Genomic DNA, 21798 nt, shown 5'->3' on the forward strand with positions numbered 1-21798 from the left:
TACCGTGGAGTATGAGCTAAATACTCTATTGGAAGGTTATGGTGCTAAATTTGCAATTAATTTTTCTTGATTACTTATTATTTATACGGTAGATGAGGAAGAGCTAGCAGAGGCGGAGAAAGGAAAAAACTGGCGTGATAAAATCATATCACGCCAGTTTTCAGCTTTGCAGAGGATTATTACATACGTTCTACAGTCTGAATACCCAGAGTATCAAGACCTTGCTTCAAAGTTTTCGCTGTCAGCAAAGCCAACTTCAGGCGGCTCTGGCGCAGTTCTTCGCTATCGGCATTCAGGATAGGGCAGTGCTCATAGAAACCAGAGAACAGACCGGCCAGATCGTACAGGTATGCACACATAACATGCGGCGTACCTTCACGGGCGACGGTAGTGATCGTTTCTTCAAACTGCAACAGGCGGGTTGCCAATGCCTGCTCGCGTTCTTCATTCAGCATCACCGGCAGTGTCAGGCTGTTTTCATCGATATCCGCACGTTTAAAGATAGATGACACGCGCGTGTAGGCGTATTGCATATAAGGTGCCGTGTTGCCTTCAAAGGCCAGCATATTATCCCAGTCGAAAACATAGTCTGTAGTACGGCTCTTGGAAAGATCTGCATATTTCACTGCGCCAATCCCTACCGCTTCCACGACTTTTTTCAGTTCGTCTTCTGGCATATCTGGGTTTTTCTCACGAATGAGGGTATCCGCACGCTCAATCGCTTCATCCAGCAAATCGGACAGTCTTACTGTACCGCCGGCACGGGTTTTGAATGGTTTACCATCTTTGCCCAGCATCATGCCGAACATGTGGTGTTCGAGTGACATGGATTCTGGAATATAACCCGTTTTCCGTACAATTGCCCAAGCTTGCATCAAGTGCTGGTGCTGGCGTGAATCGATGTAGTAAAGCACACGGCTGGCATTTAGGGTTTCATGACGGTATTTGGCGCAGGCGATATCCGTCGTGGTGTAAAGATAGCCACCATCTTTTTTCTGGATAATAACGCCCATGGGTTCGCCTTCTTTATTCTTGAATTCATCAAGGTAAACCACTGTCGCGCCATCACTCTTAACGGCAATTCCACGCTGTTTTAAATCTGCAACGATACCCGGTAGCATATCGTTATACAGGCTTTCACCCATAACGTCTTTTTCTGTCAATGTGACATTCAGGCGGTTATAAGTTTCCTGATTCTGGGACATGGTGATATCTACCAGCTTACGCCACATCTTACGGCAATACTCATCACCGCCTTGCAGTTTGACGACGTAGTTACGCGCGCGAATAGCAAACTCTTCATCTTCATCGTAGTGTTTCTTTGCTTCGCGATAGAAAGCTTCTAAATCCGCTAATGCCATGTCATTGGCATTTTCGTTCTGGATCTTTTCCAGATAGGCGATCAGCATCCCGAACTGGGTTCCCCAATCACCAACGTGATTGGCCCGAATGACTTTATGCCCAAGAAACTCAAGGGTACGTGCCGCAGCATCGCCAATGATGGTTGAGCGCAGGTGTCCAACATGCATCTGCTTGGCGACATTGGGTGCGGAATAATCGATAACGATGGTTTGCGGTTCGACTGGGGTGATACCGAGCTTTTCATCTTTCAGGGTAGTTTCTATATTTGCTGCAACCCACGCTTTATCAAGAAAAATATTGATAAAACCCGGGCCTGCAATTTCAACTTTGCTGGCAATTCCTTGCAGATCCAGTTGGCTGACGACTTTTTCTGCCAATTGTCGAGGAGGCATTCCCACCTTTTTAGCGGCTGCCATCACACCATTCGCTTGATAGTCACCAAATTGTGCTTTTGCAGATTGACGGACGTGAGCTTCACTGTCGGTTGGAGCGCCAGCTTCAATCAGCGCATTGCTGATTTTTTCTGAAAGAATAACCTGTATATTCACCGTGTTACCTTAAGTTACGCACGAAAGCTTATGCATTTTGGAAATGCAATACTTTTAAGCGTGTGGGTTATGAGAAAATAACGGGGTTTATACCATATTCGGGGTTCTGCATGCTACCATCAGCCACCTCTGGTGTGTTACTTTTTGTTTTTAGCCTGTCTTTCAGGTGATTCGTCGTTATGCCAACTTCAATGAGTCGCTTACTGAGTGATATTTTGGCAAAAATAGACAATTTGTGATTTATATCACATTAGTCGAACGCAATTTTTACGGTTTATTTAATGGGTAAGAAATGTCTCATTTTTCAAAAATTTCTGAGTTACAGGATTTAGTGGCTGATTTAGCCGGATTTGAGCAAAAACTTAAGCAATTTGAAGGGCATCTTGGCTTACACTTCGAACAATATTCAGCAGACCATATTTCCCTGCGTTGTAATGAAAGTAAAATAGCCGATCGTTGGCGTAAGGGCTTTCTGCAATGTGGTCAGTTAATATCTGAAAGTATCATTAATGGCCGTCCGATCTGCTTATTTGATCTGAACCAGCCAATAGTACTACTTGACTGGAAAATTGATTGCGTGGAATTGCCTTATCCTAGCCAAAAACACTATGTCCACCAAGGTTGGGAACATGTCGAACTGGTGCTGTCTGTACCACCAGAGCAACTTATTTGTGAAGCTAAAAAGTTATTGCCTCAACCTTTACCAGATAATTTTCGGATGAAGGAGAGTCATCCAAAAGGAAAAAGTGAACGGTTGCCGAACCCGACTTTGGCTGTCACTGATGGTGAAATCACGATCAAATATCATCCTTTTTGTATCAAAGAAATTGTCAAAAGTGAGGTATAGCCGGCAAAAATGACGTTTTTATCATGCTGTTCCAGTAAAAAATTCTGACCTTGTGATTTCCAACATGTCATTAAGATAAGTTAGTTGTCATAGTTAATAAGTTCACTAATAAAGTAGTTTTAGGTTAAGTGATGACTTGTTGACGAATTCGTATTCGGAGGGCTTTTTAATGATAAAGCTGGAAATTTGCTGTTATAGCATAAGCTGTGCGCTGGTTGCACAAAATGCGGGCGCTGACCGAATCGAATTAAGCGCAAGCCCGTTGGAAGGCGGATTGACACCCAGTTTTGGGGCATTACAACAGTCGTTACAGCGGTTATCTATTCCTGTGCATCCCATTGTGCGGCCAAGAGGGGGAGACTTCTGTTATAACAACATGGATTTTGAAGCCATGAAAAATGACGTTGCCCGTATCCGTGATATGGGGTTCCCCGGCATTGTTTTTGGCATTTTGAGCGAAAACGGCCATATTGACAGACTCCGTATGCGGCAGTTGATGTCACTGTCGGGAAATATGGCTGTTACTTTTCATCGCGCTTTTGATATGTGTTTTAATCCGCATGTTGCGTTGGAACAACTGACAGAGCTTGGAGTGCAGCGTATTTTAACATCAGGCCAACAGCAGAATGCTGAACTGGGGCTGACGCTGTTAAAAGAGCTGATGCAAGCCAGCCGTGGGCCGATAATTATGCCCGGCGCGGGTGTCAGGGTGAGTAATATCAGTAAGTTTCTGGAAGCCGGAATGACGGAAGTTCATAGCTCGGCGGGTAAAATTGTACCTTCTACCATGAAGTACCGAAAGGCAGGGGTGGCGATGAGTTCGGACGATCGTGATGTAGATGAATATTCTCACTACAGTGTTGATGGTGAGTTAGTTGAGTCGATGAAGGGAGTGATGAGCCTGATTGAGCGGTAGATGTGATATCGCTTGCGTCATAAGGAAAGTGAAATCTTAGAACTTAATGAGTGAATTGCCATATTGGACAGTTCACTCATTAATATTTGTTCAATATTATGGTTTGCGGGCAATGAGGACAGCACGCAATGGGGCAGGGTAGCCTTCAATTGTTTTACTGTGATCTGATGGGTCAAGGAAATCTACCAGTGATTCGGTTTTCATCCATTCTGTCCGGCGCTGTTCATCAGGTGTTGTAGCCGCATGATCGACAATTCTGACATCGACAAAACCACATTTTTCCAGCCAGACTTTCAGCATCTTGGCCGAGGGAATAAAATAGACATTCCGCATTTGTGCATAGCGTTCACCCGGAATGAGGCACTGATTTTCATCACCCTCAATCACTAAACTTTCCAGCACTAACTCACCATCAGACACCAGTTGATTTTTCAGTTGCCACAGATGATCAAGAGGTGAGCGGCGGTGGTAGAGCACTCCCATTGAAAATACCGTATCAAAGGCTTGTAGTTCGGGTAATTGTTCGATGCCCAATGGCAGAAGGTGGGCTCGTTGATTGTTCCCCAGTAACTTTCTGATCGCTTCAAATTGACAGAGAAAAAGTTGGGTTGGATCGATACCCACAACCAATTGAGCGCCTTCGCCAACCATGCGCCACATGTGATAACCACTGCCACAGCCGACATCAAGTACGGTTTTTCCTTCTAAAGGAGAAATATGGGGCAGCACTCGCTCCCATTTCCAGTCAGAGCGCCATTCGGTATCAATTTCAACGTCATACAATGAAAAAGGGCCTTTTCGCCATGGCATCAATATTTTCAGTATATTGTGAAGGCGAGCTTTTTCACCTTTTGACAGATCCGGCTTATGAGTCGCAATGACACCATTTTTCAGGTCAAGGTGGCTTGGCTTGATCTCAGGCAAATTTTCCAGAATTTTTACCCATGAGCTGAACTGACCGTGCTGTGATGTTTTTTGCCAGTGGCTCAATTGTGCTGGCAGGCTATCCAGCCAATGGCTTAATGGGTGCTTGGCGATCAATTGATAAAAATTACCGAAATCGATCATTGTTCAGTTCCTTTTATTGCCAATAATGAACCGAAATTGAAACACTGGAACCAGACTTCTACATGCTGGAAACCGGCTTCTTTAAGGCGTGACTTATGGGTGTCAACAGAATCTGTCCGCATGACATTTTCCAGCATACTGCGCTTTTGGCTGACCTCCAGCTCACTATAACCATTGGCTCGCTTGAAATCATGGTGCATATTGAATAGTAACTCGCCAATTTTCTGGTCTTCAAAATTGAATTTTTCAGACAGAACCAGAACCCCACCCGGTTTTAATCCTGCGTAAATTTTCTTCAATATTTTCTGGCGATCATCAGGGTGCAGGAATTGTAATGTGAAATTCAAAACTACCATCGAGGCATTTTGAATGTCGGTATCAAGGATATTCTGTTCGATCACCTCAACGGGTGTACTGGCTTTGAAAGAATCAATATGGCGGCGGCAGCGTTCGATCATGGCTGGTGAATTATCGATAGCTATAATCCGGCAATTATCAGCATTGATACTGCGGCGGATGGACAGAGTTGCCGCCCCAAGGGAGCAACCGAGATCATAAATTTGGCTACTTGGCGTCACGAAGCGACTGGCCAGCATACCTATCATGGAGATGATATTAGAATAACCGGGTATGGAACGTTTCACCATATCAGGAAAGACTTCGGCAACACGTTCGTCGAAACTCCAGTCGCCTAAATTGGCGATTGGGGCAGAGAACAGACTGTCCCGTTTATTATGAGGATCTTGATTTGACATAACAACATTAGTTTTGGAAACAATTAAGAAGTGGGCATTCTAACAGAATGCGGGAAAAGGCAGAAAGGGATAATCAGCAGAAACCCTCAGGCGGCAGGAATACCGCCCTTGGTAATGATGGGCTTCTCTTATGCATGGGTGTCATGATGTACATCAAGGTTTGCATTTATGCATGTAATTTATACATATCGAGTGTAAATCACGCATAGAAAGAAAATATTTGTTCCCAAGGTAAGTAGTAAATATTGGTGATAATCATTATTATCATTGATATATACGTTGCACCCATGCCCATACGGCGCCAGCGGATTTCGCGATGACGCAGGCCAAAGTAGTGCAATATCCTACCCGAAAGCAACAATAGGCCACAAATATGTAGCATCCATACGGCGGCTCCATTCATCTCCATCATCAACAGCAATAGCATTGAAATAGGAATATATTCAACAGCATTGCCATGCACGCGAATGGCTGTCTGCAATTCGTAAAAACCGCCATCACCATAGGCGACTCGATATTGTGTTCTTAATTTGACGACATCCAGAGACAGCTTAATCAATAATAGTGCGCCCAAAACGATATAAAGCGAGCTAACCATTTTTAACTCCATTGCCTAACCCAAAACGGCCGAATGATGATAAACCTCAAAAAGAAAACTGTCGCTATAAATCATAGTATTTAATAATAAATACTATGAATATTATCAGTTAGAAAAAAATTGTCTTGCTAGGAATCGTGTTATGCCCTTATCTCTGGTCATAATTTTCAGTATAATGACTGCCTTTTTTTGACAATTCTTCCTAAAAAGAACAATGCCAAAATTTCCGCAGCAGAATGCATAACGAGCTGAGTAAAAGGATATTGTATGCGTACTAACTATTGTGGGCAGTTGAGCCTGGCCCATGAAGGCCAAAAAGTAACTCTTTGTGGTTGGGTAAACCGTCGTCGTGATTTGGGCGGCCTGATCTTTATTGATATGCGTGATCGCGAAGGTATCGTTCAGGTATTTTTTGACCCAGACCAAAAAGAAGCATTTGCTCAGGCTTCTGAACTGCGTAATGAATTTTGTATTCAAATTACGGGGATAGTGCGCGCCCGTCCTGACAGCCAGATCAATAAAGAAATGGCCACTGGAGAAGTTGAAGTTTTCGCAGATAGCCTGATGGTTTTCAATCGTTCAGAGCCATTGCCACTGGATAGCAATCAGAACAACAGTGAAGAACAGCGCTTGAAATACCGCTATCTTGATTTGCGTCGCCCAGAGATGTCACTGCGCTTGAAGACCCGCGCAAAAGTCACCAGTTTTGTTCGTCGTTTTATGGATAATGCGGGCTTCCTTGATGTGGAAACCCCTATGTTGACCAAGGCCACTCCAGAAGGTGCGCGTGACTATCTGGTTCCAAGCCGTGTCCATAAAGGCAAGTTTTATGCATTGCCTCAATCACCACAACTTTTCAAACAATTGCTGATGATGTCCGGTTTTGACCGTTATTATCAAATTGTGAAATGTTTCCGTGATGAAGACCTGCGGGCAGATCGCCAGCCAGAATTCACTCAAATCGATGTTGAAACCTCATTTATGACCGCGGAACAAGTTCGCGAAATCATGGAAAAAATGATCCGTGAATTGTGGCTTGACGCACGAGGTGTCGATTTGGGTAACTTCCCCATCATGACATTTGCAGAAGCGATGCGCCGCTTTGGTTCAGATAAGCCAGATCTGCGTAACCCACTGGAACTGGTGGATGTTGCTGATTTAGTGAAAAACGTGGAATTTGCTGTTTTTGCTGAACCTGCCAACAATCCAAAAGGCCGTGTAGCCACCATTTGTGTACCGGGCGGTGCTGAACTGAGCCGTAAGCAAATTGATGAATATGGCAAATTCGTCGGTATTTATGGCGCGAAAGGGCTGGCATGGATGAAAGTTAACAATCGTGCTGCCGGTCTGGAAGGGGTGCAAAGCCCGGTTGCTAAATTCCTGTCAGCAGAAGTGGTGGAAGGTTTGTTGTCCCGTACCAATGCACAGGATGGCGATATCCTGTTCTTCGGTGCTGACAAGAAAAATGTTGTTACCGATGCAATGGGAGCGCTGCGCCTGAAACTGGGACGTGATTTGAACATCACTGATCTGGCGAGCTGGAAACCGCTTTGGGTGATTGACTTCCCAATGTTTGAAGACAATGGTGAAGGTGGCCTGCATGCAATGCACCATCCATTTACTTCTCCATGTGATATGTCGGCGACAGAATTGGAACATGACCCAGAATCTGCCATTGCGAATGCTTATGATATGGTTATCAATGGCTACGAAGTGGGGGGCGGTTCTGTTCGTATTCATCGCAATGAGATGCAGCAGGTGGTATTCCGCATTCTGGGCATCAATGAGGAAGAACAGCAGGAAAAATTTGGTTTCCTGCTGAATGCCCTGAAATATGGAACTCCTCCTCATGCGGGTCTGGCTTTCGGCCTGGATCGCCTCGTCATGTTGCTGACGGATACCGATAATATTCGCGATGTGATTGCATTCCCGAAAACAACAGCGGCGGCCTGTTTGATGACTGAAGCACCCAGTTACGCGAATCCTGCATCATTGGAAGAACTGGCAATCTCAGTCGTTAAAAAAAAGAGCGAATAATGGATTACAAGCGCCCTGAGTCTGTACTGGTTGTGATTTATGCGGCTACCAGCAAAAGGGTGCTGATGTTACAGCGGCGGGACGATCCTGAATTCTGGCAATCCGTAACCGGTAGCCTTGAAGGGAACGAAAAACCGTGGGAGGCGGCGTTACGTGAAGTACAGGAAGAAATTGGCATTGATATTGTGAATGCGGGTTTTGAACTGACAGATTGTCAACGCTGTCTTTATTATGAGATTTTTTCACATTTACGTTATCGATATGCTCCGGGTGTAATGCGCAATAAAGAACATTGGTTTTTGCTGGCGTTACCTGAGGAACGTGAGATCCTGCTGACAGAACATTTGGCTTATCAATGGCTGGCGGTCGAAGAGGCTGCCAGGTTAACGAAGTCATGGAGCAATCGGCAGGCAATTGAAGAGTTTGTTATTTAGTCTACTAGACGTTTTATCGGAGATATTTTCATGGCAGGTCATAGTAAATGGGCCAATACGAAACACCGCAAAGCTGCGCAGGATTCAAAACGCGGTAAGATTTTTACTAAAATTATCCGTGAATTAGTAACAGCTGCACGTCTTGGCGGAGGCGATCCGGCTTCTAACCCACGTCTGCGTGCAGCCGTCGATAAAGCGCTGTCCAACAACATGACTCGTGATACGCTGAATCGTGCCATTGCGCGTGGTGTTGGCAATGATGACGCGGATAACATGGAAACCATCATTTATGAAGGTTACGGTCCGGGTGGTACAGCAGTTATGGTTGAATGTTTGAGCGATAATCGCAACCGTACTGTTTCTGATGTACGTCATGCTTTCACCAAAACTGGCGGTAACTTGGGTACAGATGGCTCTGTTTCTTACCTGTTTACCAAGAAAGGTGTAATTTCCTATGCACCGAGTCTGGATGAAGATGCGGTGATGGAAGCGGCTTTGGAAGCGGGTGCAGATGATGTCGAAACCTATGATGATGGTGCAATTGACGTTTATACTACACCAGAATCTTTTGGCGATGTTAAAGATGCACTGGATGCGGCGGGTTTCAAGGCAGAATCTGCGGAAGTTTCCATGATCCCATCCACCAAAGCGGAACTGGATGCAGAAACAGCACCTAAATTACTCCGTCTGATTGATATGCTCGAAGATTCTGACGACGTTCAAGAGGTTTACCACAATGGTGAAATCTCTGATGAAATTGCAGCGCAGCTGTAATTACCATCAGGGTTCACAGCGTAGAGAAAGTGTTCCTTATCTCAGGGCACTTTCTCTAACGTTTTTATCCCATATCACAAGTGGAATAAATCGATATGGCGATTATTCTTGGTATTGACCCCGGCTCTAGAATCACGGGGTATGGCGTGATTCGCCAGCAGGGACGGCAACTTATCTATATTGGTAGCGGTTGTATTCGAACAAAAGTAGATGATTTACCCAATCGTTTGCAGAGGATCTATGCCGGTGTTACCGAAATCATTACCCAATTCCGACCTGATGTTTTTGCGATAGAGCAAATTTTCATGGCGAAAAATGCGGATTCAGCCTTGAAACTGGGGCAAGCTCGTGGTGTAGCGATTGTGGCTGCGGTCAATGAATCCATTCCTGTATTTGAATATGCAGCCCGTCAAGTCAAACAGACCGTTGTTGGTACTGGGGCGGCAGAAAAAAGTCAGGTTCAGCATATGGTTCGCTCTATACTTAAATTGTCTGCTAACCCGCAGGCTGATGCCGCAGATGCTCTGGCTATTGCGATTACTCATTGCCATTTGAACCAAAACTTATTGCGTGTGGGTGATGTGCGGTTAAATTTAACGCGAGGGCGTTTGAAATAAACTATGCTGGATATACGTCCAGCTTTTTTTATGCTATAAGCTGCAGCGGAATGATTTATTTTTATTTTCAGGGGGTAAACAGTGATAGGGCGTTTGAGAGGAACCGTGTTGGAAAAGCAGCCACCATTAGTTTTATTAGAAACCAATGGTGTCGGTTATGAAGTTCATATGCCAATGACCTGTTTTTATGAACTGCCTGAAATCGGCCAACAGGCTATTTTATTCACTCAATTTATTGTGCGTGAAGATGCTCAGTTATTATACGGCTTTAATGATAAGCAAGAGCGCGCACTTTTTCGTGAACTGATTAAAGTTAATGGTGTAGGGCCGAAGCTGGCACTGGCGATCCTGTCAGGGATGTCTGCTCAGCAATTTGTGACTGCTATTGAACAGGAAGCCATTACCTCGTTGGTTAAGTTGCCGGGAGTCGGCAAAAAAACGGCCGAAAGGCTGGTTGTGGAAATGAAAGATCGCTTTAAAGGCCTCAACGGTGATCTGTTCAACCAAAGCAACGATATTAATTTACCTGCGGTGGCTAAACAAGCCAACTCTAATGCGGATATTGAAGCAGAAGCCGCTTCCGCATTGGTTTCACTGGGATATAAACTGCAGGAAGCCAGCCGGATGGTAAGTAAGGTGGCTAAACCGGGCGCAGATTGCGAAACGCTTATTCGAGAAGCGCTGCGTGCGGCTCTGTAGTTACAGGAGTTAAATGATGATTGAAGCTGACCGTCTGATTTCAGCAGAAGTTTTGCAAGATGATGAAGTCATTGATCGCGCTATCAGGCCAAAATTACTGTCTGAATATGTTGGGCAACCTCACGTTTGTGAACAGATGGAAATTTTTATTCAAGCTGCCCGGCAACGAGGAGATGCACTGGATCATTTGCTGATTTTTGGCCCTCCAGGATTGGGTAAAACCACGTTGGCTAATATCGTAGCGAATGAAATGGGCGTCAATCTCCGCACAACATCAGGGCCTGTTCTGGAAAAGGCCGGTGATCTTGCTGCCATGTTAACCAATCTTGAACCCCATGATGTTCTATTCATTGATGAAATCCATCGCTTGTCTCCGGTTGTGGAAGAGATCCTTTATCCTGCGATGGAAGATTACCAACTGGATCTCATGATTGGTGAAGGTCCAGCTGCTCGTTCAATAAAAATTGATCTGCCTCCATTTACGTTAGTTGGTGCAACGACTCGCGCGGGGTCTCTAACCTCCCCATTACGCGACCGATTTGGCATCGTACAGCGCCTTGAATTTTATAACGTAGATGATTTACAGAACATAGTTTCCCGTAGTGCCCGCTATATGGGGTTGGGCATTTCAGAAGAGGGAGCAAGGCAAATTGCCATGCGTTCCCGTGGTACACCTCGTATTACCAATCGTCTGCTGCGTCGTGTGCGAGATTTCTCTCAGGTAAAAGGGGATGGTTCTATTAATGGCGACATTGCCGTCCAAGCTCTCAATATGCTGAATGTTGACTCGGCAGGTTTTGATTATCTTGACCGTAAGCTATTAATTGCGATTATTGATAAATTCATGGGTGGCCCTGTCGGGGTGGATAACTTGGCAGCCGCGATTGGTGAAGAGCGGGAAACTATTGAAGATGTTCTGGAACCATTTCTGATCCAGCAAGGTTTTATCCAGCGGACTCCTCGAGGAAGAATTGCTACCAATCATGCTTATCGGCATTTTGGACTGAGTAAAGAAGTGGAGTAGAAATACTCAAATACCAGCTCAGGCTAGTTGCCAAGAGCTGGATATACTTTGTGACTTGCATTTATGGTGCTTGTGTCAATGATGAATCAATGAAAATAATTTTTAAACGAATTGTTAAGGTTGCGGTTAATTATTTTTAACGGATAAATCAAACCAATTTAAATTATTAGATATTGCTCGATTAAAAAGGGCTACAATCATTGAGATAATAACCCCCTGTATTTATATGGTATAAAAAACCATTATCATATTTTTAATTTTTTATTGCCAATCTGAATTATCAGTTTTTCGCCTTACACGTCAAACTTAATGCAAACAATGCTGCCGAGCAGAGCACAACAGAAGGTCCGGCGGGGGTATTATAAAATGCCGATAAAGTTAATCCTCCCGTGACAGCAAGCATACCAACAGTAATAGCAAAAACTGCCATGTGCTCTGGCGTACGGGAGAATCGACGGGCAGTGGCCGCCGGGATAATTAATAGAGAAGTGATGATCAATGCCCCGACAAATTTCATCGCCAATCCAATGGTCAAAGCTGTAACCAGCATTAAAAGCACACGTAAGCGCTGGATTTTGATGCCATCAACAAATGCTAAATCCTGACTGACCGTCATCGACAGCAAAGCACGCCATTGCCATGTCAGCAACCCAGTAACAATGGCAACACCCGCTGCAATCAGCCAGAGATCTTCATAAGTGACAGACAGCAGATCACCAAATAAATACGCCATCATATCGACTCGGATATTGGTCATAAAGCTGACGACTACCAAGCCCAGAGATAGCGCACTATGCGCCATAATGCCCAGCAGAGTATCGACCGCTAATTGTGGGCGTTTTTCCAGCCAGACTAAAATCATTGCCAATATCAATGTAACAGCAATAACGGCATAAAACGGATTAACGTCTAATAAAAAACCGAATGCCACGCCGAGCAATGAAGCGTGTGCCAGAGTGTCACCAAAATAAGACATTCTCCGCCAAACAACAAAAGAGCCGAGCGGCCCTGCGGCGATGACCAATAAAATGCCAGCCAGCCAGCCTGGGAGTAATAACTCAATCATCGACGTGGCTCCCCACCGTTTTTCAAAATAATTTTTCCTCTCAGATCATGTTGATGGTTGTGGTGATGGCGGTAGACTGCCAGCTGTTCTGCACCATGACGACCAAACATTGCGATGAATTCTGGATGCATTGATACCACCTCAGGTGTGCCAGAACAGCAAATGTGTTGGTTAAGGCATAAAACCTCATCTGTTTTCGCCATCACCAAGTGCAAGTCATGGGATACCATAAGCACGGCGCAATTAAGTTCTGTTCTGATTTGATTGATCAAATCGTAAAGCGCCAGTTGGCCGTTCACATCTACACCTTGTGTTGGTTCATCAAGCACCAGAAGTTGAGGATGATTGAGCAAGGCTCTGGCGAGTAAAACCCGCTGGGTTTCCCCTCCTGACAGTTTTTGCATGGGTTGCTGTAATAAATGTTCAGCATTGACACGCTTTAATACGGGCATGATGTCTGCTGATTTAACATTTGGCCTTAGCATCATGAAACGTTTAACCGTTAAGGGCAGGGTAGGATCAAGGCTGAGTTTCTGTGGGACGTAACCGATTTTCAGTGGATGACTGTGTTCGATAGTTCCAGAAGTTGGTTGAATCAAGCCCAGAACAACGCGAACCAGTGTTGATTTGCCCGCACCATTTGGGCCGATTAACGTCAGGATCTTGCCTTGTCTGAGACTGAAAGTGATATTGTTTAATACCTTGCGGCTACCAAATTCGACCGTAATGTTTTTTAGGGTGATCATAATGGACATGCTAAAAGAGTCTTGCAGAATCATTGAGATGTTATAATATAACATTTTAGAATTCAATGCATGGAATATTCATATATGTTACACAAACCACAGAAAGACGCGCATAAATTTTTTCGCAAAATAGTGTTGGCTACCGCGCTAATGACAGGGATAAATTACTCGGCACAGGCCGATGTCGTCACATCTATCCGGCCGCTGGGTTTTATTGTTGCCGCTATTGCTGATGGTGTAACAGACACTCAGGTATTGCTGCCTGATGGTGCGTCTCCACATGATTACGCGTTAAGACCTTCTGATATCCGTAAGATTAATCAGGCCGATTTGGTTATTTGGATCGGTCCGGATATGGAAACATTTCTGGCGAAGCCGATAACCAAAATTGCGCAGAACAAACAGTTGGCGCTTGCTCAATTATCCACCATTAAACCATTGCTATTGAAAAATAGTGAAGATGAAAATGATTTAGAAGAATCGAGTCAGCCTAAACATGACGCTGATCACGAACATCACCATCACGGTGAATATAATATGCATATCTGGCTTTCTCCGGAGATTGCGAAGCAGGTGGCTCAGGCAATATATATTCAACTTGTCGAGCAGTATCCGCAACAAAAGCAGCAATTAGAAGTAAACCTACGTAAATTCAATGGACAGCTTGTACAAACTGACAAAAATGTTGCTAGTATTCTAAGACCTGTGCAAGGGAAGGGATATTTCGTTTTTCATGACGCTTACGGTTACTTTGAAAAACATTACAAGTTGGCTCCGTTAGGTGTGTTCACGGTTAATCCTGAGATACAGCCCGGCGCACAGAAATTACATTATATACGAACACAATTAGTTGAGCAGAAAGCCACATGTATTTTTGCTGAACCTCAATTCAGGCCAGCCGTTATTCATACCGTAGCAAAAGGTACTGATGTACGTACGGGAACACTAGACCCATTGGGAAGTGGCATAGTATTAAATAAAGACAGCTATATGAAATTTATAACTCAGTTGTCTGAACAATACGCGAGCTGCCTGAATTAGTACAATAAGGAATTTTATTAGTGCAGCAGATAGTTAAAACTATCGTTCTGGTATACAACAACTTGCCGAGACCGCACAAGCTTATGCTTGGTTCTCTGACGTTAGTCACCTTAGCTGTCGCAGTGTGGCGGCCAGTTGCTTACCATGAACAAGAAGAAAGAACAGGCAGTATTATTCTGAGTACCCCAAATAATATCTCAGATGCGACCGACGATTCGATAGGCGATATCGATGAGCAGCTCCCTGATGAAGGAATTGGCGATGACGAGGGTGGTTCGGATACAACTGTAAATTTTCCCCACCAATATGTTGTCTCCGGTGGAGATACCTTAAGTTCTATTTTGACCCAGTTTGGGATTGATTCATCTGATGTGGCTTTATTAGCCAATCAGTATAAGTCGTTGCGCGATTTAAACATTGGGCAGTCATTATCATGGACAATCGATGATAATGGTAATTTAAAAACGTTAACATGGGGTATATCACGGCGTGAAACCCGTATTTATACCCGTGAAGGTGATGTCTTTAAAGAAACAAGTGCATTTCAGAAAGGGGAGTGGAAAAATACGATTGTCAAAGGCAAGATAGATGGCAGTTTTTCTGGTAGTGCTCTTTCCGCTGGATTAACCAGTGGCGAAGCAAGAGATATCACAAAAGCGCTACAATGGCAGATAGATTTTCGTAAATTGCGTAAGGGCGATCGCTTTTCTGTGTTGATGTCACGTGAAATGCTGGATGGAAAAAGTGAACAGAGTCAGTTAATGGGTGTTCGTTTGCATAGTGGCGGAAATGATTATTATGCCTTCCGCGCAGATGATGGCCGCTTTTACGATGGCAATGCGTCTGGTCTGGAACGTGGCTTCCTGCGTTTTCCGACTATGAAACAATTCAGATTATCTTCTTCTTTTAATCCCCACCGTTTAAATCCTGTTACTGGGAGAATCATTGCACATAAAGGTGTGGATTTTGCCATGCCTGTTGGGACACCTGTTCTGGCTGTAGGGGATGGGGAAGTCATTGTCTCCAAGTTTGATGGTGCCGCAGGTAATTTCATTGCCATTCGGCACGGTCGCCAGTATACCACTCGATACATGCACTTAAGAAAATTGCTGGTGAAACCAGGCCAGAAAGTGAAGCGTGGTGAACGTATTGCCCTGTCAGGTAATACAGGGCGCTCAACTGGCCCACATTTACACTTTGAATTCTGGAATAACCAGCAGCCAGTAAATCCACTTACTGCTAAATTGCCACGCTCTGGCGGATTAAACGGTAAAGAGCGTTCGGAATATATAGCTAAAGTCAGGGATATCAAGCCTCAATTATTGCTGGATTGAATGCATCAACCCCTCGATTATTAACAGACATAAAAGCGGATGATTGATATCATCCGTTTTTATATTATTTTTTGTTGGAAGCTTGTGTATTGAAAGCTTGTTTTGGAACCATCAGAGTTAGCTCATGAATAAAGAGAAAGATACAGATAGTAAACTGGGATATGTCCCAACGTTTCATCTATCCTATTTGCATCCTCGTTATTGGGGTCTTTGGACTGGTGTGGGAGTATTGGCGGGATTGGCTTATGTTCCGGTAAAATGGCGTGATCCACTGTTAGCCAAGATGGGTATTTGGGCGGGCAAGAAAGCGAAAAGTGCCCGTCGCAGGGCGAAAATCAACCTGATTTATTGCTTTCCTGAGCTACAGGAACAGCAACGTGAAATGTTGATTGACAAAATGTTTGCAACCGCGCCTCAGTCTTTTGTCATGCTGGCAGAGCTTTGTCTAAAGGGAGCTGAATCAACGCTTCAGCGCACCCGGTGGCATGGTGAAGAAATACTTCACTCGTTAAAAGCACAAGGTAAGAATGTCATTTTACTGGTTCCTCATGGTTGGGCTATTGATATTCCTGCTATGCTGTTGGCTGCGCGTGACCAAAAAGTGGCAGGCATGTTCCATCATCAGAGCAATCCTGTTGCTGATTATTTATGGAATAAAGTTCGTACTCATTTTGGTGGCCGCCTGCATTCCCGTGAAGCGGGGATTAAACCGTTTATTGCGTCGATCCGTCAGGGGCACTTGGGCTATTATCTGCCCGATCAGGATCATGGTGAAGAACACAGTGAATTCGTCGACTTTTTTGCTACTTACAAGGCGACACTACCCGCGATTGGGCGCTTGATGAAAGTCAGTCGGGCAGCCGTTGTACCATTATTTCCTGTTTATAATTGCCAGACTCATCAGTTGGATATCTATATCCGCCCGCCGATGGATGATATTGAAGGGCAGGATGACACCTATATTGCCCGTCGCATGAATCAGGAGCTGGAGGAATTGGTGCGTCCTAATCCTGAACAGTATACGTGGATACTGAAACTGCTTAAAACACGGAAAGCAGGGGATATAGAGCCTTATAAAAGGAAAGATCTCTGATTTTTTAATATCAGGGGCAGCATATTCTGCCCCTGATGCTATTCATTGATAGCCAATTACTCTACTTCAAGCACTCGACAGGTATTGGTACTACCAATCGTTCCCATCTGATCGCCCTGAGTAACCAGCACCACATCACCAGAAGTCAGATAACCCTTATCGCGCAGGCGATTGACGGCTTCGTTTGCGGCGGAGATCCCATCAGTGTGGGTGCTGCAATAAACTGGTGTAACACCACGGTAGAGAGCGGTCCGGTTCAGGGTGGATTCATGGCGTGACATGGAGAATATAGGCAGACCGGAACTGATGCGTGACATCATGCGTGCTGTACGACCTGATTCCGTCATGGCAATGATCGCCTTGACACCTTTCAGATGATTGGCTGCATACATGGTTGACATTGAAATGGCCTCTTCAATGCTGTCGAATGTAGTATCCAATCGATGTTTGGACACATTAATGCTTGGCATCTTTTCTGCGCCCAGACAAACTTGCGCCATTGCTGCAACAGTTTCCGCAGGATATTGACCCGCCGCGGTTTCGGCTGAAAGCATAACAGCATCAGTGCCATCAAGTACCGCATTGGCAACATCCATCACTTCTGCCCGCGTTGGCATAGGGTTAGTGATCATGGATTCCATCATTTGAGTGGCGGTAATTACGACACGATTCAGTTGACGGGCGCGGCGAATTAACTTTTTCTGGACACCAACTAGCTCAGGATCACCAATTTCAACGCCCAAATCACCACGGGCGACCATGACGACATCAGATGCTAGAATGATTTCATCAATAATATCGTCGCTGCTGACAGCTTCCGCGCGTTCAACTTTGGCGACAATTTGGGTTTCACAACCTGCGTCACGGGCAAGGCGGCGGGCATAATTCAGATCTTCACCTGAGCGAGGGAAAGAAACCGCAAGGTAATCAACACCAATTTTTGCTGCTGTAATGATGTCTTGTTTGTCTTTTTCTGTCAGCGCTTCAGCCGACAAACCGCCACCTTGTTTATTGATGCCTTTGTTGTTGGAAAGTGGACCGCCTACAGTGACTTCCGTGAAAACTTTCATGCCCTGAACATCCAGGACTCTCAATTGAACGCGTCCATCATCCAGTAACAGAATATCACCGGTCGTAACATCAGACGGCAATCCCTTATAGTCGATACCAACTTTTTCTTTATCTCCCTCTCCCTTACCAAGATTGGCATCCAGTAGGAATTTATCTCCAATATTCAGGAATATTTTGCCTTCCTTAAAAGTGGATACGCGTATTTTAGGCCCTTGGAGATCGCCGAGGATGGCCACGTGGTAGCCCAAACGGGCTGCGATTTCCCGCACTTTATTAGCACGTTGAACATGATCTTCCGCAGTGCCATGAGAGAAATTAAGGCGGACAACGTTGGCTCCCGCATTGATGACTTTCTCTAAATTGTCGTCACGATCCGTTGCAGGGCCTAGCGTAGTGACGATTTTCGTTCTTCTGAGCCGTCTGGACATGTATTACTCCGTTGACCTGTGAAGTATAGGGTTTTTGATTACCGTAAGATAACCATTTAGATTCTTGATTATCAACCCCGCAATAAGAATGATACTGACGGGGGGAGACTTTCCATCATTATGCTACCAGCCTAGAGAGCCGATAAATAGTGAACAAAAACACAGTCTATTTTTCTGGTTTATTCATACTTATCAAACCGAGAATTGCGTAACGCTTCTTTGACTCTCTTCAAGTTATTCCTGAATTTTGAGCCTCGGCGTAATGTAAAGCCCGTTGCCAGTACATCAATGATGGTAAGTTGAGCAATTCTGGAAACCATTGGCATATAAATATCCGTGTCTTCGGGAACATCCAGCAGAATGGGCAGGGTCGCTTCGTGTGCCAGCGGTGAGCCCGTTGAGGTGATGGCGATAACAGTTGCGTCATTTTCACGGGCTAATCTGGCGATTTCTACCAGATTTTTGGTTCGGCCTGTATGAGAAATTAGAACTACAACATCCCCTTCGGCACTGTTAATGCAGCTCATTCGCTGCATGACAATATCGTCAAAATAGGTGATAGGGATATTAAAGCGAAAAAATTTGTTCATGGCATCATGAGCTACAGCGGCTGATGCACCCAATCCAAAAAAAGAGATTTTTCTTGCCTGTGTCAGCAGATCAACCGCACGGTTAATGGCCGCAATATCCAGATTATTTTTAACCGTTTCTAGATTGGCCATCACCGATTCGAAAATTTTGCTGGTATAAGACGTGACGCTGTCACTTTCTTCCACATTACGATTTACGTAAGGCGTACCATTCGCCAAGCTCTGTGCCAGGTGTAACTTAAAATCCGGGAATCCTTTGGTGTTCAGGCGACGACAAAAACGATTAACTGTAGGTTCACTGACATTCGCCAGCTTAGCCAGGGTAGCGATACTTGAATGGATGGCAGTATGTGGTGAAGCAAGGATGACCTGCGCAACCTTTTTTTCTGACTTACTCAAAACATCAAGGCTATTTTGGAGGCGTTCCAGTGTATTCATAAGACGCAGTTCAACCTTTGGTTTTAACGATTTCATTAACAGGAGAAATCTATGTAACTTTCATGAAAATATACTACTTGTTATTGAAGGCTGGCAGTGGCAAAAAATGAATAAGTTGATATTTTTCATGAAAATATGACGGGTGTCTAACTTTCAACTTGGTAAGATTACTTCTTAAACGTTGGAAATTTTCAGTAAATTGTTACAGTGCGGTATAAATATCGACCACAATACAGTTTTAACGTGAAAATCGTACCCAGAAAACGGGGAAGATAGGATTTACTCTAGCAGTCTACATGAATAAATGAGTGTTTACTGCTTATAATCAAAAGAGTACATTACCCGCGAGTTCTGTAAAAAAATTACAATATCCCGTAATTGAGGAGATGCAACATGGCGGTGACATCCGTAGCTCAGGCTTGTGATTTAGTGATTTTTGGGGCGAAAGGAGACTTAGCACGCCGGAAATTAATGCCTTCCCTTTACCAGTTGGAAAAAGCGGGTTATATCCATCCAGACACCCGAATTATCGGAGTTGGTCGCGCTGACTGGGATAAAAAAGCCTACACGAAGGTGGTTGAGGAAGCGTTGGCAACATTTATGTCTGAAAAACTTGATCCAGAATTGTGGAAAAAACTGAGTACACGTCTGGAGTTTTGTAATTTAGATGTCAATGAAACAGAACATTTCACTCGACTGGCGAAAATACTCAAGCAGGACAGCCTGCCAGCTATTCATTATTTCGCTATGCCACCCAATACCTTTGGCTCCGTGTGTCATGGGCTGGGGGCTGCGGGGTTGAATAAAGAGCCTAATCGCGTAGTGATGGAAAAACCACTGGGGACGGATCTCGCTTCTTCCAGAGCAATTAATGATGAAGTGGCAAAATATTTCAATGAAAGCCAGATCTACCGCATTGACCATTATTTAGGTAAAGAAACCGTACTGAACCTATTAGCGCTGCGTTTTGCTAATTCACTGTTTGCCAATAATTGGGATCATCGTACGATTGATCATGTGCAAATTACTGTTGCTGAAGAAGTGGGTATTGAAGGGCGCTGGGGGTACTTTGACCAGGCCGGACAGATGCGCGACATGATCCAGAACCACCTGCTGCAAATCCTGACCATGATTGCCATGTCTCCACCGTCTGATTTAACCGCAGACCGCATCCGTGACGAGAAAGTTAAAATACTGCGTTCATTGCGTCGCATTGATCAGACCAATGTGCGGGAAAAAACCGTTCGTGGGCAATATACCGCAGGCTTCGTGCATGGTAAAAAAGTGCCGGGCTATCTGGAAGAAGAGGGAGCGAATAAAGTCAGCAAGACTGAGACCTTTGTATCGATTCGCGTTGATATCGATGATTGGCGTTGGTCAGGTGTTCCTTTCTATCTAAGAACAGGTAAGCGCTTACCGGCAAAATGCTCTGAAGTTGTCGTCTATTTCAAAGAGCCTTCATTAAATTTATTTGCCAATTCTTATCAGCAATTGCCGCAGAACAAATTGACGATCCGCTTGCAACCTGATGAGGGTATTGATATCGAAGTCCTGAATAAAGCACCAGGACTGGATCACAAGCATCGTTTGCAGACCACGAAACTTGACCTGAGTTTTTCTCAAACATTTAGTCAGACACATCTTGCAGATGCTTATGAGAGATTGCTGCTGGAAGCCATGCGTGGTATTCAGGCGTTGTTTGTCCGCCGTGATGAAGTGGAAGAAGCGTGGAAATGGGTTGATTCCATTATGGACGCTTGGGAAGCAGATAACGAACCACCGAAGCCTTATCAAGCAGGAACTTGGGGGCCAGTAGCTTCCATCGCTATGATTACCCGTGATGGGTGCTCGTGGAATGAATTTGAGTAACAACAAAATTAATAACAAAAAATAATTAATCGTGTTATACATTCAGCTGGATTTGATATTCGGCTGAATGACTGACTTGTTATCAATTTCAACGCTCTATCGGAACTCAAGTCATTGCTTTCTATTTTAGGCTATGCTAGAAATATACCCACCATTAACACCACTAATATGGAGATTCGTAGTATATCATACAGTGATCATCGTGTGATGAAAGAATAAAATATCATGAATAGCGCCAAAAGCGTCACAATTCAACAAAGTAGCAAAATTCAACGCAGTACACATGTTCTTTTTCTCTCCGCTATCTTATCTAGCGAACACTACTGGTGCGGTGCACTTTAGGGTCTTCTCCTGCTAACCGGTTTTTCACCGGACGATTCTAGTTTTTCGCCAAAATGTCAGGCTAATTCTGATATCACGTTTTCAAATAATTTTATTGGTAT

20 protein-coding genes are annotated in these 21798 nt (G+C 44.5%); 12 read left to right on the forward strand and 8 right to left on the reverse strand.

The genetic code is table 11. The annotated features are described in order from the left end of the window. Window positions 1-179: 179 nt before the first annotated feature. Entirely contained in the window at window positions 180-1910 is a 1731-nt protein-coding gene (gene argS, locus NXS07_RS12840) for an arginine--tRNA ligase (protein WP_038214986.1), read from the reverse strand. A gap of 292 nt (window positions 1911-2202) precedes the next feature. Here argS and NXS07_RS12845 point away from each other — a divergent pair, with 292 nt between their 5' ends. Both NXS07_RS12845 and cutC read left to right on the forward strand, forming a co-directional pair. Beyond that, window positions 2203-2757 (forward strand): VOC family protein, encoded by a 555-nt coding sequence (locus NXS07_RS12845; protein WP_038214983.1) that lies wholly within the window; start codon window positions 2203-2205, stop codon window positions 2755-2757. Window positions 2758-2926: 169 nt separating this feature from the next. Beyond that, window positions 2927-3673 carry a copper homeostasis protein CutC gene (gene cutC, locus NXS07_RS12850; protein ID WP_038197460.1) on the forward strand — a complete coding sequence of 249 codons (747 nt, stop codon included), beginning with the start codon at window positions 2927-2929 and terminating at the stop codon, window positions 3671-3673. 96 nt (window positions 3674-3769) lie between these two features. Here cutC and cmoB read toward each other — a convergent pair whose 3' ends face one another. From cmoB to NXS07_RS12865, 3 genes are all read right to left on the reverse strand, one after another. Next, window positions 3770-4741: a tRNA 5-methoxyuridine(34)/uridine 5-oxyacetic acid(34) synthase CmoB gene (cmoB, locus tag NXS07_RS12855; protein WP_258086874.1), complete on the reverse strand. Its 972-nt coding sequence runs from the start codon at window positions 4739-4741 to the stop codon at window positions 3770-3772. Further along, window positions 4738-5496: a carboxy-S-adenosyl-L-methionine synthase CmoA gene (gene cmoA / locus NXS07_RS12860; RefSeq protein ID WP_258086875.1), complete on the reverse strand. Its 759-nt coding sequence runs from the start codon at window positions 5494-5496 to the stop codon at window positions 4738-4740. Before cmoA ends, cmoB begins: the two co-directional genes overlap by 4 nt. 199 nt (window positions 5497-5695) lie before the next feature. Beyond that, window positions 5696-6094, reverse strand: coding sequence for an MAPEG family protein (locus NXS07_RS12865; RefSeq protein WP_012988703.1), 399 nt, complete (start codon window positions 6092-6094; stop codon window positions 5696-5698). 267 nt (window positions 6095-6361) lie between these two features. Between NXS07_RS12865 and aspS the strand changes: the two genes are divergently transcribed. The 6 genes from aspS to ruvB all read left to right on the forward strand — a co-directional run bounded on the left by aspS (window position 6362) and on the right by ruvB (window position 11679). Further along, on the forward strand, window positions 6362-8131 hold the full coding sequence (gene aspS, locus NXS07_RS12870) for an aspartate--tRNA ligase (RefSeq protein WP_046336628.1): 1770 nt from the start codon (window positions 6362-6364) through the stop codon (window positions 8129-8131). After that, the gene (gene nudB, locus NXS07_RS12875) at window positions 8131-8565 is read left to right on the forward strand and encodes a dihydroneopterin triphosphate diphosphatase (protein WP_038208260.1); all 435 of its coding nucleotides are present in this window, start codon (window positions 8131-8133) and stop codon (window positions 8563-8565) included. The genes aspS and nudB overlap by 1 nt, the downstream gene beginning before the upstream one ends. Window positions 8566-8595: 30 nt before the next feature. Then, the gene (locus NXS07_RS12880) at window positions 8596-9339 is read left to right on the forward strand and encodes a YebC/PmpR family DNA-binding transcriptional regulator (protein ID WP_038208257.1); all 744 of its coding nucleotides are present in this window, start codon (window positions 8596-8598) and stop codon (window positions 9337-9339) included. 95 nt (window positions 9340-9434) lie between these two features. After that, window positions 9435-9956, forward strand: coding sequence for a crossover junction endodeoxyribonuclease RuvC (gene ruvC, locus NXS07_RS12885; RefSeq protein WP_038208254.1), 522 nt, complete (start codon window positions 9435-9437; stop codon window positions 9954-9956). Between the two features lie 81 nt (window positions 9957-10037). Then, window positions 10038-10655 carry a Holliday junction branch migration protein RuvA gene (gene ruvA / locus NXS07_RS12890; protein ID WP_038197899.1) on the forward strand — a complete coding sequence of 206 codons (618 nt, stop codon included), beginning with the start codon at window positions 10038-10040 and terminating at the stop codon, window positions 10653-10655. Window positions 10656-10671: 16 nt separating this feature from the next. After that, window positions 10672-11679, forward strand: coding sequence for a Holliday junction branch migration DNA helicase RuvB (gene ruvB / locus NXS07_RS12895; RefSeq protein ID WP_258086882.1), 1008 nt, complete (start codon window positions 10672-10674; stop codon window positions 11677-11679). A 280-nt stretch (window positions 11680-11959) separates the two neighbouring features. On the opposite strand, the gene znuB is transcribed toward ruvB, so the two are convergent. Together znuB and znuC are read right to left on the reverse strand one after the other, a co-directional pair. Beyond that, window positions 11960-12745 (reverse strand): zinc ABC transporter permease subunit ZnuB, encoded by a 786-nt coding sequence (gene znuB / locus NXS07_RS12900; RefSeq protein ID WP_038223750.1) that lies wholly within the window; start codon window positions 12743-12745, stop codon window positions 11960-11962. After that, window positions 12742-13500 carry a zinc ABC transporter ATP-binding protein ZnuC gene (znuC, locus tag NXS07_RS12905; RefSeq protein WP_038208267.1) on the reverse strand — a complete coding sequence of 253 codons (759 nt, stop codon included), beginning with the start codon at window positions 13498-13500 and terminating at the stop codon, window positions 12742-12744. Before znuC ends, znuB begins: the two co-directional genes overlap by 4 nt. 75 nt (window positions 13501-13575) lie before the next feature. Between znuC and znuA the strand changes: the two genes are divergently transcribed. From znuA to lpxM, 3 genes are all read left to right on the forward strand, one after another. After that, window positions 13576-14532 (forward strand): zinc ABC transporter substrate-binding protein ZnuA, encoded by a 957-nt coding sequence (znuA, locus tag NXS07_RS12910; RefSeq protein WP_038196894.1) that lies wholly within the window; start codon window positions 13576-13578, stop codon window positions 14530-14532. A 20-nt stretch (window positions 14533-14552) separates the two neighbouring features. Further along, window positions 14553-15866 carry a murein DD-endopeptidase MepM gene (gene mepM, locus NXS07_RS12915; protein WP_038223752.1) on the forward strand — a complete coding sequence of 438 codons (1314 nt, stop codon included), beginning with the start codon at window positions 14553-14555 and terminating at the stop codon, window positions 15864-15866. Window positions 15867-15990: 124 nt separating this feature from the next. After that, window positions 15991-16959, forward strand: a complete 969-nt coding sequence (gene lpxM / locus NXS07_RS12920; RefSeq protein ID WP_238099073.1) for a lauroyl-Kdo(2)-lipid IV(A) myristoyltransferase — start codon at window positions 15991-15993, stop codon at window positions 16957-16959. Between the two features lie 56 nt (window positions 16960-17015). On the opposite strand, the gene pyk is transcribed toward lpxM, so the two are convergent. Both pyk and NXS07_RS12930 read right to left on the reverse strand, forming a co-directional pair. Next, window positions 17016-18458 (reverse strand): pyruvate kinase, encoded by a 1443-nt coding sequence (pyk, locus tag NXS07_RS12925; protein ID WP_258086876.1) that lies wholly within the window; start codon window positions 18456-18458, stop codon window positions 17016-17018. Between the two features lie 179 nt (window positions 18459-18637). Beyond that, entirely contained in the window at window positions 18638-19486 is an 849-nt protein-coding gene (locus NXS07_RS12930; protein ID WP_258086883.1) for a MurR/RpiR family transcriptional regulator, read from the reverse strand. 393 nt (window positions 19487-19879) lie between these two features. Between NXS07_RS12930 and zwf the strand changes: the two genes are divergently transcribed. Next, on the forward strand, window positions 19880-21355 hold the full coding sequence (zwf, locus tag NXS07_RS12935) for a glucose-6-phosphate dehydrogenase (protein ID WP_258086877.1): 1476 nt from the start codon (window positions 19880-19882) through the stop codon (window positions 21353-21355). Window positions 21356-21798: the final 443 nt, after the last annotated feature.

The organism is Xenorhabdus bovienii (assembly GCF_024721015.1).
GTDB classification, from domain to species: Bacteria; Pseudomonadota; Gammaproteobacteria; order Enterobacterales; family Enterobacteriaceae; genus Xenorhabdus; species Xenorhabdus bovienii.

Excerpts from the sequence above, each read along its gene's own strand:
- NXS07_RS12845 (WP_038214983.1), top strand. The coding sequence starts at position 2,203 with ATGTCTCATTTTTCAAAAATTTCTGAGTTACAGGATTTAGTGGCTGAT.
- cmoB (WP_258086874.1), bottom strand. The coding sequence starts at position 4,741 with ATGATCGATTTCGGTAATTTTTATCAATTGATCGCCAAGCACCCATTA.
- NXS07_RS12930 (WP_258086883.1), bottom strand. The coding sequence starts at position 19,486 with ATGAATACACTGGAACGCCTCCAAAATAGCCTTGATGTTTTGAGTAAG.
- znuB (WP_038223750.1), bottom strand. The coding sequence starts at position 12,745 with ATGATTGAGTTATTACTCCCAGGCTGGCTGGCTGGCATTTTATTGGTC.
- ruvC (WP_038208254.1), top strand. The coding sequence starts at position 9,435 with ATGGCGATTATTCTTGGTATTGACCCCGGCTCTAGAATCACGGGGTAT.
- NXS07_RS12880 (WP_038208257.1), top strand. The coding sequence starts at position 8,596 with ATGGCAGGTCATAGTAAATGGGCCAATACGAAACACCGCAAAGCTGCG.
- NXS07_RS12865 (WP_012988703.1), bottom strand. The coding sequence starts at position 6,094 with ATGGTTAGCTCGCTTTATATCGTTTTGGGCGCACTATTATTGATTAAG.
- pyk (WP_258086876.1), bottom strand. The coding sequence starts at position 18,458 with ATGTCCAGACGGCTCAGAAGAACGAAAATCGTCACTACGCTAGGCCCT.
- cutC (WP_038197460.1), top strand. The coding sequence starts at position 2,927 with ATGATAAAGCTGGAAATTTGCTGTTATAGCATAAGCTGTGCGCTGGTT.
- zwf (WP_258086877.1), top strand. The coding sequence starts at position 19,880 with ATGGCGGTGACATCCGTAGCTCAGGCTTGTGATTTAGTGATTTTTGGG.
- lpxM (WP_238099073.1), top strand. The coding sequence starts at position 15,991 with ATGAATAAAGAGAAAGATACAGATAGTAAACTGGGATATGTCCCAACG.
- aspS (WP_046336628.1), top strand. The coding sequence starts at position 6,362 with ATGCGTACTAACTATTGTGGGCAGTTGAGCCTGGCCCATGAAGGCCAA.
- znuC (WP_038208267.1), bottom strand. The coding sequence starts at position 13,500 with ATGTCCATTATGATCACCCTAAAAAACATTACGGTCGAATTTGGTAGC.
- ruvB (WP_258086882.1), top strand. The coding sequence starts at position 10,672 with ATGATTGAAGCTGACCGTCTGATTTCAGCAGAAGTTTTGCAAGATGAT.
- cmoA (WP_258086875.1), bottom strand. The coding sequence starts at position 5,496 with ATGTCAAATCAAGATCCTCATAATAAACGGGACAGTCTGTTCTCTGCC.
- znuA (WP_038196894.1), top strand. The coding sequence starts at position 13,576 with ATGTTACACAAACCACAGAAAGACGCGCATAAATTTTTTCGCAAAATA.
- nudB (WP_038208260.1), top strand. The coding sequence starts at position 8,131 with ATGGATTACAAGCGCCCTGAGTCTGTACTGGTTGTGATTTATGCGGCT.